The following is an 11,377-nucleotide window of genomic DNA, read 5'->3' as shown; positions in this document are numbered from 1 at the left end:
GCCGCCGTGCGGCGGTTGGGTGGCGACGGGGCGCGGCTGGCCGCGCTGGCGGGGCGGGTGCGCTCCGGCGACCCCGACAACGTAGAGGCGCAGGCAGCCAGATTGTACTGGCCGCTGTGTTTCGGTTCCGACTTCACGCGGGACAGGGATTCCGGCGGCGTGAATGCCCGGCTTAATTATGGCTACGCCATATTGCGGGCCATGGTGGGGCGTGCCGTGTGTGGGGCAGGGCTGCATCCGTCATTGGGACTGCACCACCACAATCGTTATGATGCGTTCTGCCTTGCCAGCGACATGATGGAGCCGTTTCGCCCACTGGTGGATACGGTGGTGGCGGGCATGGAGCCATGCGGGCCGGGGGCGGAACTGGACGGGGCAGCCAAACGCGCCCTGCTGGAGGGGGTATGCGGCAGGTTTGCGGTGGAAGAAGAGGCCCGGACGCTGTGGGATATCGTCACGCGGGCCTGTTCATCGCTGGCGGGCGTGGTAGGCGGCGCGCGGCGCGGGCTGTGGCTGCCCCCGGTGGAGCCGCTATGTGGCTGCGGGCTACAAGGGGACGGTTTGGACGATGACGGCGATGCCGCGTGACCTTTCGGGGTATCGCATCATGTGGTGCATAGCCCTGTTCGACTTGCCGGTGGTGACGGCAGAGGAACGCAAGCGGGCCAACAGGTTCCGCAAGATATTGCTGGGGGCCGGGTTCACCCGGTTGCAGCTTTCCGTTTATGCCCAGCCGTTTCCCGATGAACGCCGCAGCGAACGGGCCGTGCGGATCATCAAGTCTGAACTGCCGCCTGATGGCGAGGTGCGCTTGATGTTTCTGACCGACAAGCAGTTTGCCCGCATGCAGGTGTTTTTGGGAAAAAAGGCCAAACCCGTGGAAAAAGCGCCCGAACAACTCTGGCTTTTGTAGGAATTTGAACGGGATTTTCGGAATGTTGAAGGCCGCTTGCGCGGCCTTCAACTGTAAACGGGGTCTGATTCAGGTCAAGTCACAACGCAAATAACGAGCGATACACCCGCGTTCAAACTGTAAACGGGGTCTGATTCAGGTCAAGTCACAACGATGTACGCTCAGTGGTGGAACGGCATGTCACTGTAAACGGGGTCTGATTCAGGTCAAGTCACAACTCGAACAGATCACGCACGTACAGTTCCTGTCACTGTAAACGGGGTCTGATTCAGGTCAAGTCACAACCAAAGGTCTGGTCAACCGCCGCAACGCCATACTGTAAACGGGGTCTGATTCAGGTCAAGTCACAACATGATGAGTGCTCGCACGCCCCCGGCTGCCACTGTAAACGGGGTCTGATTCAGGTCAAGTCACAACGTCATCAGCAAGATGGGCCTTTCTGCGGAAACTGTAAACGGGGTCTGATTCAGGTCAAGTCACAACATGATGCGGGTGCGCTCTTCACGCGACCAACTGTAAACGGGGTCTGATTCAGGTCAAGTCACAACCGGCGTGCAGGTCGGGGTTGTCGCGGGCAAACTGTAAACGGGGTCTGATTCAGGTCAAGTCACAACTGGACGAAGCTCACTATATCAAGAACGACGAACTGTAAACGGGGTCTGATTCAGGTCAAGTCACAACCCTGTACGTCTACAGGATCATCCACGAGGTCACTGTAAACGGGGTCTGATTCAGGTCAAGTCACAACGGATAAGGTTGAACCCCGTTCTCGAACATCACTGTAAACGGGGTCTGATTCAGGTCAAGTCACAACCCTGGGTGTACGGTGACGCCCGTGTGTCCGACTGTAAACGGGGTCTGATTCAGGTCAAGTCACAACCCTCCAGGCTACCCGGCTAAACGGATCGCCACTGTAAACGGGGTCTGATTCAGGTCAAGTCACAACCGGTACGCAAGACGGCAGCATCGTACTCGCACTGTAAACGGGGTCTGATTCAGGTCAAGTCACAACTCGCTGTTGTCCTTCATGCGCGGCAGCTTGACTGTAAACGGGGTCTGATTCAGGTCAAGTCACAACCAGATGTCGAAACACGGAAACGGGATATGACTGTAAACGGGGTCTGATTCAGGTCAAGTCACAACGGCAGGCGGTTCCAGCCGTCCATGACAGTCACTGTAAACGGGGTCTGATTCAGGTCAAGTCACAACACAACGGCGCGCAGGTGCCCTTCGCCGTCAACTGTAAACGGGGTCTGATTCAGGTCAAGGCACAACGTGATTGGCTGGTCAACGGTGTGGTCACCAACTGTAAACGAAGAAAGATTCACGGCGGCACTACAAGGTGCGGGCATCCTTAATTCCCTTCCCCCTTCCCATCCTCCAACGGCAAATCCAACTGCCAGATATCCTCGTCGTAGTCCTTGCTGACGATGAAGCCGACTGAGCGCGCCAGTTCGGCCATGGACTTGTTGTCGCCAAGGGCCGCGCCCACAATGCGCTTGGTGCCGCGCGCCTTGCAGTAGCGGATGATCTTCTGCATCAGCAGCTTGCCCAGGCCCTGCCGCTTCAGATCGGATCGAACGGCCACGGCGAATTCCGCCTCGCTGTTGTCGGTGCTGACCATGGCCCGCACCACGCCCAGCGTGCGCACCACCCCTTCGTTGTCCGGTCCCTTGGCGATGAAGGCCATTTCGCGGTCGTAGTCGATCTGGGTCAGCTTCACCATTTCGGCGCGGGGCAGCTTGGCCACGTTGCCGAAGAAGCGGAACCGCTTGTCTTCGGCTGACAGGCTTTCCACAAATTCCCAGTGCTCCGGTTCGTCTTCCGGGCGGATGGGCAAGAGGTCCACGTGCCGTCCGTCGCGCAGGGCCACGCATTCCTCCAGCTCGCGCGGGTAGGGGCGGATGGCCAGCTGGTCCGTGCCGGTGGTGGTGGACCAGGCAATGCGCATGTGCGCATCCAGCGCCACCACGCCGTCGGCATCCACGAACAGCGGGTCTATCTCCAGCTCGAATATTTCGGGTATGTCGATGATCAGCTGCGACACCTTGCACAGCAGCAGGCGCACGGCATCCAGATTCACGCGGTCCTTGTGGCCGCTGCCGCGCAGCAGGCGGTACACCCGCGTGCGCGACACCAGTTCCTGCGCAAGGCCCATGTTCAGCGGCGGCAGGGCGGTCTGGCGGTCGGCCAGCACCTCTGCCATGGACCCGCCCTGCCCGAAGCGGATGATGGGGCCGAACACCGGGTCGGTGGCGGTTTCCACGGCCAGTTCGTGCGCCCCGGCCAACCGGCACATGCGCTGCACGGCGTAGCCTTCCATACGCGCGCCGGGCATCTGGTCGCACACGTTGTTGGCGGTGGACAGGGCGGCGTCCATCACCTCTTCGTCGCTGGCAAGGTTCAGCGCAACGCCGCCCGCCAGCGACGTGCGCGGCACGTCGGGCGATTCCACCTTCAGCGCCACGGGGTAGCCGATCTGTGCCGCTGCGGCCACGGCCTCGCGCGGGGTCTTCACGTGGCGCGTCTCGGCCACGGGTATGCCATAGGCGGTGAGCACGGCGTGGGCCTCTGCCGGGGTCAGCAGCATGCGCTTGGCCTCCAGCGCGTCGTTCACCACCATGCGCGCCGCCGTCACGTCGGGGTTGAAGGCCTCCGGCAGCGAGGGCGGCGTTTCCATCAGCGTGTCCTGGTTGCGCCGGTACTCCACCATGTTCAGGAAGGCCCGCACCGCGTTGTCCGGGGTGAAGTGGCTGGGCACCCCGGCGGCGGCGAACTTGCGGCGCGCCCCGGCGGCGTCGTCTATGCCCAGCCAGCTTGTCAGCACCGGCTTGCGGCTGCGGCGCGCCACCTCTATGACCGCGCTCGCCACGTCGTCACTGGGCATGGAAAAGGTGGGCACGTGCATCACCAGCACGGTGTCCACGCCCCGGTCGTCCAGCAGAATCTGCAACGCCTTGGCGTACATGGCCCCGTCGGCGGAACTGCGCACGATCAGCGGGTTCCAGTACGACCAGTCGCGCCCCAGTTCGTTGTCCAGCGCCTGGCAGGTTTCATCGGAAAGTTCGGCCAGCTTGCCGCGCCCCTGCAACAGGGCGTCGGTGGCCAGAAAGCCGGGGCTGCCGCCGTTGGTCAGGATGGCCAGCCGGTCGCCCTTCAGCGGCTTGGCAAGGGCCAGCGTTTCCACCGTGTCGAACATGGCGTCGATGTCGGCCACCCGCAGCATGCCCGCCCGGCGAAACGCGGCGTCGTACACCTCGTCCGCGCCCAGCAGCATGCCGGAATGCGCGGCAGCCGCAGCCGCAGCCGCCTCTGACCGGCCCGCCTTGATCACCAGCACCGGCTTGTTGCGGGCCAGCGCGCGCGCGGCGGACATGAAGCGCCGGGCGCTGTCGATGGTCTCTATGTACAGCAGCACGGCGCGGGTGTTCACGTCGCCGTTCAGGTAGTCCAGCACGTCGTTGAAGTGCACGTCGTACCGGTCGCCCAGGGCGATGAAGTGCGAAAAGCCGATGCCCTTGGACGTGGCCCAGTCCAGAACGGACGTGAACAGCGAATCGGACTGCGAAAGAAAGGCCACCTTGCCGGGCAGCGCCTCTCGCGGGGCAAGGCTGGCGTTCACCCCCACCGACGGCGTGATGAACCCCAGGCAGTTGGGCCCCAGCACCCGCACGCCCCAGCGTTGCGCGGCCTGCAGCAGGGCGGCCTTCTGCACTTCGCGCCGTTCGCGGTCGAACCGGAAGAACCCCCGGCTCATGATCACGGCGGCGCGGGTGCCGCGCTTGCCCAGTTCTTCGATGTAGCCGGGAATGGTTTCGGGCGGGGAACAGATGATGGCGAGGTCCGGCGTCAGGGGCAGGGTGTCGATGGCGGTGTGGCCGGGCATGCCCGCCACGGCCTCTCCCGTTTCGTTCACCGGCAGCACCGGCCCCAGAAAGGTGCCGGACATCAGGTTTTCCATGATGACGCAGCCCGGCTCGCCCGGCGTGGACGTGGCCCCGATGACGGTCACGGAATTGGGCTTGAACATCTGTTCCAGGGACGATTGCGTGGCCACCGTGCGAACCCCCTTCCGTCGTGCCGCCGCGTGCGGGCAGGTGCGGGCGCGCCGGGCGGGTTGCCCGGCGTCGTGCGGTGCGCGGTTGCGGCGGCCACGGTGGTGTCGGGGCGGCGGGGAAGTGGCGCGGGCGGGGCGCTTGCTGTCGCCCCGGCGTGCCGTCCCCGTCCGGTGACGGGCCGTCCTGCGCCGTTCATGGGGCGCACCATTTCGGGCATTCTTTCCGTCCACCGGCAAAAAGTCAATTTCACCGGCGCGGGATGACCGTTCACCGAAAAGGGGGTGGCGCACGCCTTCGCATGTTTGCGGCGCGCGGCTAGACAAGGGCTGTGAGCCACGCCCCGCCGCAACACAAGCAGGGCCGCCACGCAAAGGCCGGAAACACCGGCGTACCGCCAAAAGAACGGGAGGCAACGGCATGAGCCAGAACAAGTCCGACAAGATCGAAAGCATGATGGACGAAAAGCGCCTTTTCGCCCCGCCCGCCGCGCCTTCCGGTGAACGCCGCCGCCCGCACGTGAACGGCATGGACGAGTACCTCGCCCACCGCGAACGCGCCGACAAGGATCCCGAAGGGTTCTGGGGCGACCGGGCAAGGCAGCTGCTGGACTGGTTCACCCCGTGGGACAAGGTGATGGACGCGGACATGAACGAGCCGCGCATCGAATGGTTCAAGGGCGCCACGCTGAACGTGGCGTACAACTGCCTGGACCGCCACCTGGTCAATGGCCGCCGCAACAAGGCCGCCATCATCTGGCAGGGCGAGCCGGAAGACGACGTGCGCGTGCTGACCTACCAGATGCTCTACGACGAGGTGTGCCGCTTCGCCTCTGTCTTGCAGGGCCTGGGCGTGCAGAAGGGCGAACGCGTTGCGCTGTACATGCCCATGATTCCCGAACTGGCCGTGGCCATGCTGGCCTGCGCGCGCATCGGGGCGGTGCATTCCATAGTTTTTGCCGGGTTCTCGGCGGTCAGCCTGCAGAACCGCATCCAGGACTGCGAGGCCAGGGTGGTGGTCACGGCGGACGCCGTGCTGCGCGCCGGGCGGTCCATACCGCTCAAGGTCAACGTGGACGAGGCCCTGAAGGACTGCCCCAGCGTGGAGCGGGTGGTGGTGGTCGACCGCGCGCACAGCAACTGCGCCATGCGCGAAGGCCGCGACATGTGGTGGCACGAGGCCATGGCCGACCGCACCCTTGATTCCACCTGCCCCTGCGCCAGGATGGACAGCGAGGACATGCTGTTCATCCTGTACACCAGCGGCTCCACCGGCAAGCCCAAGGGCGTGGTGCACACCACCGGCGGCTACCTTGCCTACGCGGCCCACACCACCCAGTGGGTGTTCGACCTGCATGACGACGACGTGTACTGGTGCACCGCCGACATCGGCTGGATCACCGGGCACAGCTACATCGTGTACGGCCCGCTGGCCCTTGGCGGCACCACGCTGATGTTCGAGGGCGTGCCCTCGTGGCCGGGGCCGGACCGGTTCTGGCACATCGTGGAAAAGTTCCGGGTCAACATCTTCTACACCGCGCCCACGGTCATCCGCGCCCTGATGCGCGAAGGCGCGCACTGGACGCAGAAGCACGACCTGTCGTCGCTGCGCGTTCTGGGCTCGGTGGGCGAACCCATCAACCCCGAAGCGTGGATGTGGTACCACGAGCACATCGGCCACAGCCGTCTGCCCATCGTGGACACCTGGTGGCAGACCGAGACCGGCGGCATCATGATTTCCGCGCTGCCGTACGCCACCACGCTGAAGCCCGGTTCCGCCACCATGCCGCTGCCCGGCATCGACGCGGCGGTGGTGAAGGCCGATGGCACCCCCTGCGGCCCCAACGAGGGCGGCCACCTGGTGGTGCGCAAGCCGTGGCCAGGCATGCTGCGCGGGGTGTTCGGATCGCCCGAGCGGTACAAGTCCACCTACTTCGAACGCTTCCCCGGCATGTACGAATCGGGCGACGGCGCCCGCACCGACGAGGACGGCTACACCTGGGTCATGGGGCGGCTGGACGACGTGATCAACGTCTCCGGGCACCGCATGGGCACGGCGGAAGTGGAGTCGGCCCTGGTGTCGCACCCCGCGGTGGCCGAGGCCGCCGTGGTGGGCATGCCCCACGCCATCAAGGGCGAGGCCATCTACGCCTACGTCACCCTGTCGGCGGGCACGGAGGAAACCGAGGAACTGCGCGCGGCCCTGCGCACATGGGTGCGCAAGGAAATCGGCCCCATCGCCACGCCGGAGGTCATCCAGTTCGCCGAGGGGCTGCCCAAGACCCGCAGCGGCAAGATCATGCGGCGCATCCTGCGCAAGATCGCCTCCGGCGCGGGTTCCGACTTCGGCGACACCTCCACCCTGGCTGATCCGGGGGTGGTGCAGGATCTCATCGAAGGCCGTGTCCAATTGACCGGACATTGATCATAGCAAGATGGGGCGCCCCGTTTGGCGGCGGGGCGTTCCATCCGCCGGCACCCACACCCGCGCCGGACGTGCGGCGATGTCCGGCGCGGGTGGCCGGCCACTACGGGGAGGCGCGGCTAGTATCGCGCCCCCTGAATGTTCTCTCCCCCCTTCCCGCATGAGGAGGCGGACCGGTACTACCGGTCCGCCTCCGACGTTTGTGGGGATGCCGGGGCGATGGGGCATGGCGACGTCGCTGCCCGGCTCGTGTCGAGCCGTGCCGGGCGGGGGGCGGTGGCGTGCGGCAAAAAAACTAGCCCGGTTGCCGCGCGTCGTGAAGAGATGTTACGTTGATGCATGGTTCCGGAGTTTTTCCGGTCCGACGACCGGCCCGCCCCGGTCTCGCCGTGCCCGGCCCGGAACATCCACCCGGCAGTGCCGTGCAGCGCCCCTTTAGCCGTGCCACCAGGTCCATCGACACCCCAGGAGGTTTCCATGCGCGTGTTCCCCTTGCGTCCGTTCCGTGCCCCCGTCCGTTCCGCGCGTCGCTTGCATCCCCGCCGGGCCGTCCGGCTCCCGGTCTTTCTGCTTTCACTGCTCTTGCTGTCGCTGGCGATGCTGACGGGGTGCGCGTGCAGGCAGCCTTCCGCCGCTTCCGATGGCCCCGGGGCGAAGGCCGCGCAGGTTTCCCCCGCCGAAGCGCCCCTGCTGCTGGAGCACCCCACCACCGGCGGCATGCTGTATGCGCGTGAGCCGGAACTGCTGCGGCGGTACACGAAGTTTCAGGTGGAGCACGTGGTGCTGCGCGAGGAACGGCCCGAGACGTTCCAGGGGGCGTCCCTGGAAGAAAAGGCGGCCATCGTCTTCATGACGCGTGATATTTTCGTGGATGCGCTGCGGCGTGGCGGCTGGGAGGTGACCGACACGGCCGGCCCCGGCGTGGCCCGGCTGCGGCTGATGATCTTCGGCATGCAGGCCACCGAGGTGGTGCCCAGCGATGCCGCCTACGACACGCCTTTCGGGCGCATCGACCTTTCGCGGCTGGACGATTCGGGCCGGGCGGCGCTGATGGGCAACGTCACCATCGGCGGCGAACTGACCGACGCGGAAACCGGGGCGCGGTTGCTGGGCTATGTGGAACGCTGTTCCGTCACCGGGCTGGATCCGCTGCGGGCCTTTGGCCGCTGGGACGCCGCGCGCAGCGGCGTGGAGGCCAGCGCCGTATCTCTTGTGCACGGGTGGAACCGGTTGCACGGAAAATAGCTGCCGCCGGATCGTGGCGCGAAATACCACCAGCCACGCGGCGTTGCCTCGTGGCTGGTTCTTTTTCGGACGGAGCTGCGGAAAGCGGGGGGGGGGGGGGGGGGGGGGGACGGAGACGGCGGGTTACCCCGGGCAGGTGGGCGCGGGCACGCCCCCGGGCGTTTCCCGGGGTGCTTCCGGCAGGGGCAGGCGCAGGGTGACCGTGGTGTCGCCGGGCTGGCTGTCGATGTCGATGAACCCCCCAAGGGCGGTGATGACGCCCACGGCCACGGACAGGCCAAGGCCCATGCCGCGCCCCACGGGCCGGGTGGAAAAGAACGGCTCGAACACGTGGGGCAGCACTTCGGACGCGATGCCGTGCCCCGTGTCGTGAAAGGCGATGCTCATCTCGCCGCCCGATGCGGGGGAAGAGGGGGGCGGGCCAGATGAAGGGGGGGGACCAGATGAGGTCGACGCGGACGCGGCGCTTTCCGGCGGGCCGGAACCAGCGGAAGGCGGAAACTCCACCCGTACTGTAACGGCAAGCTCGCGCTCCGTCGCCGGGGGCTGGGCGTATTCCACCGCGTCCAGTGCGTTTTCCGCCACGTGCACGAGCACCTGGCGCAGTTCCACGGGCGGAACCACGAGCAGGGGCGTGTCCGGCGGCACGTCCAGCCGCACCGCCATTCCAAGGTCGGCGGCACGGTCGGCCAGCAGGCGCAGGGCCTCGCCCAGCAGGTCGGCCACGCGCACCGGGCCGGGGCGCGGGTCCAGCCCCTTGCCGAAGAACAGCAGTTTGCGGGTTATCTCGCGCACGCGGCGGCTCTGGGCCTTGATCTTGACCACGGAACGTCGCATTTCCGCCGCGTGCGGGCTGGATGCAAGGTCCGGCTCGTCCAGCAGGTCCTCTATCCAGCCCGCCGCGTTGGTCATGATGTTCACGGGGTTGTTGATCTCGTGCGCCACGCCCTCGGCCAGCCGCCCGATGGAGGCCAGCTTGCCCGCCTCGATCATGCGGGCGTTTTCCTCCTGGCGCAGCTTGCGCTCGTGGGCGGCGCGCAGCTCGCGCACCAGATCGTCGATGTCGGCGGGCTTCAGCAGGTAGTTGAACGCCCCGTGGCGCATCCCCTCAACGGCGCTGCGCACGTCGGACGAGCCGGTCAGCATCAGCGCCTCCACCAGCGGCAGGCGCGCCTTCATGCGCCGCAGCAGGTCTATGCCGCTGGCCCCGGGCAGGCACACGTCCAGCACGGCCACGTCGAATTCCTCCCCGGCGTCCAGCAACGCCAAGGCTGATTCGGCGTCATAGGCGGTGCGCACGGCAATGCCGCGCGCACGCAACCGTTCGGCCAGCAGTTCGGCGAATGCCGTCTCGTCATCCACGAGCAGGGCGCGCATCATGCTTCCCTCGGATATCCCCGGCACTCACCCCGGCCATCCCTGCGGATGCCCGGCCACCGGAGACCCCAGGCGGGTGCGGCCCGCCGCTACTTTTTGTCTTCGTCCAGGATTTCGCGGGCGTTGTCGAATTCGCCTGCCTGCGCGAAGGTGGCTGCCACCATGGCGTCCTCGATCTTTTCGCGGAAGGCGCGGCGGATGTCGCGCACCAGGATGTCGATGTCCACGGGCTTCTTGTGGTACTCGAAGGCGCCCAGACGGCGGGCTTCTTCTTCGTCCTTTTCGGTGCCGTGGCCGGTCAGCACGATGACCTGCACCTGCGGGTAGGCCTTCTTGACGCGGCGCAGCACTTCCATGCCGTCGATGCCGGGCATGCGCAGGTCAAGGACCATGACGTCGGGCACCTCGCCGGCGGACACCATCTGCAGGGCTTCCTCACCGTTCAGGGCAACGGTGGCCCCGGCGTCGCGCATGGACATGCGTTCGGCCAGCGTGCGGACGAAATTTTCCTCGTCGTCCACCAGCAATACCTTGATACCCTTCATGACTGCTCTCCTTCGGGTTCGGGTGAAACTCGGTCCGCAAACCCGCGCGGCGGTGACAAAGCCGCCGCGCGGTGCATCTTTGTGTTCTAGATGGGCACGACGCCGTAGCACACGGCCACGTCGCCCAGGCCCACGTTGTCCAGGAAGCTGTTGTGGATGACGCGGCGCGCGGGGCGCACGCATCCCATCATCTCCAGGGCCGCGTCGCGGCAGTCGGCCTCTGCGAAGGCCACAGCCGCGAAGACATCTTCAAGCCGCCCGGCGCACGCGGGGGTGGCGGTGACGCCCGCCATGCGCATGGCCTCGCCGTGGTCCGCAGCATCGGCGAAGGCTACGGCTGCGAAGCAGCGTTCCAGCGTTTCACGAAGTGTTGCCATACGTTCCTCCGTTGTGCCGTGGCGGCAGAATGTTGCCGCCGCGTGAGACAAGTGTTTCAGGAGAGCAGTTGGCTATATCGTAGCTGAAACCGTTGCGACACGAAAGCGGAAAATATGGTCCCGCATCATGCGGTGCAGTTGGGACAGGGCAGAAAGAAGCGCAGTTGCGCGCCTTCCGCCTGTCGTACATCCGCTCCGCACGCCTGTATGCAGCGTGCAATGTCGGCGCTTGCGGTGGAAAGTTCCATGCTTCCGGAACCGGCCTGTGTGCCGGGCGGGGTAAAGTCCAGTTCCACGCCGGGCGCACCGTTGTGCAGGGCCGTGCGCAGCACCAACGCACCGCCGGTGGCGTACCGGGCGCTTCGGGCTGGCTCGCCCGACATGCCTGCTGCCGGGCCGACCGCCGTTCCGTCGGCCAGCCCTTCGCCCAGGCAGCAGCGC

General features: G+C 66.1%; 8 protein-coding genes, 1 pseudogene and 1 CRISPR repeat array. Of the genes and pseudogenes, 4 read left to right on the top strand and 5 right to left on the bottom strand.

Going from position 1 to position 11,377, the window contains the following annotated elements; genetic code table 11:
• On the top strand, positions 1-588 hold a 588-nt coding region (cas1, locus tag FVW20_RS18255; RefSeq protein WP_196610697.1), incomplete at its 5' end, for a type II CRISPR-associated endonuclease Cas1.
• A complete protein-coding gene (gene cas2 / locus FVW20_RS18250; RefSeq protein ID WP_196610696.1) occupies positions 536-913 on the top strand; it encodes a CRISPR-associated endonuclease Cas2 in 378 nt (125 codons plus the stop codon). The genes cas1 and cas2, both read left to right, overlap by 53 nt.
• A 50-nt stretch (positions 914-963) precedes the next feature.
• A CRISPR array of direct repeats spans positions 964-2,188; the repeat unit is 36 nt; unit sequence ACTGTAAACGGGGTCTGATTCAGGTCAAGTCACAAC.
• A 79-nt stretch (positions 2,189-2,267) separates the two neighbouring features.
• Here cas2 and FVW20_RS18245 read toward each other — a convergent pair.
• On the bottom strand, positions 2,268-4,970 hold the full coding sequence (locus FVW20_RS18245) for a bifunctional acetate--CoA ligase family protein/GNAT family N-acetyltransferase (protein WP_443677876.1): 2,703 nt from the start codon (positions 4,968-4,970) through the stop codon (positions 2,268-2,270).
• Positions 4,971-5,388: 418 nt separating this feature from the next.
• On the opposite strand from FVW20_RS18245, the gene acs reads away from it, so the two are divergent.
• Positions 5,389-7,392 (top strand): acetate--CoA ligase, encoded by a 2,004-nt coding sequence (acs, locus tag FVW20_RS18240; protein WP_196610695.1) that lies wholly within the window; start codon positions 5,389-5,391, stop codon positions 7,390-7,392.
• Between the two features lie 477 nt (positions 7,393-7,869).
• A complete protein-coding gene (locus FVW20_RS18235) occupies positions 7,870-8,637 on the top strand; it encodes a DUF3313 domain-containing protein (RefSeq protein WP_196610694.1) in 768 nt (255 codons plus the stop codon).
• Between the two features lie 123 nt (positions 8,638-8,760).
• On the opposite strand, the gene FVW20_RS18230 is transcribed toward FVW20_RS18235, so the two are convergent.
• The 4 genes and pseudogenes from FVW20_RS18230 to FVW20_RS18215 form a co-directional block, all read right to left on the bottom strand.
• Complete coding sequence (locus FVW20_RS18230; RefSeq protein WP_196610693.1) at positions 8,761-10,017, bottom strand: sensor histidine kinase; 1,257 nt, start codon at positions 10,015-10,017, stop codon at positions 8,761-8,763.
• An 86-nt stretch (positions 10,018-10,103) separates the two neighbouring features.
• A complete protein-coding gene (locus tag FVW20_RS18225; RefSeq protein WP_196610692.1) occupies positions 10,104-10,559 on the bottom strand; it encodes a response regulator in 456 nt (151 codons plus the stop codon).
• Positions 10,560-10,645: 86 nt separating this feature from the next.
• Positions 10,646-10,936, bottom strand: a complete 291-nt coding sequence (locus FVW20_RS18220) for a hypothetical protein (protein ID WP_196610691.1) — start codon at positions 10,934-10,936, stop codon at positions 10,646-10,648.
• A gap of 125 nt (positions 10,937-11,061) precedes the next feature.
• Positions 11,062-11,377, bottom strand: a pseudogene (locus FVW20_RS18215) (sensor histidine kinase); the annotation flags it as partial.

It is taken from the genome of Nitratidesulfovibrio oxamicus (genome assembly GCF_015731765.1).
In the GTDB taxonomy this organism is placed as follows: domain Bacteria; phylum Desulfobacterota; class Desulfovibrionia; order Desulfovibrionales; family Desulfovibrionaceae; genus Cupidesulfovibrio; species Cupidesulfovibrio oxamicus.
The sequence above is the reverse complement of the archived record's forward strand: the minus strand, read 5'-3'. Positions and strand labels throughout refer to the sequence as shown.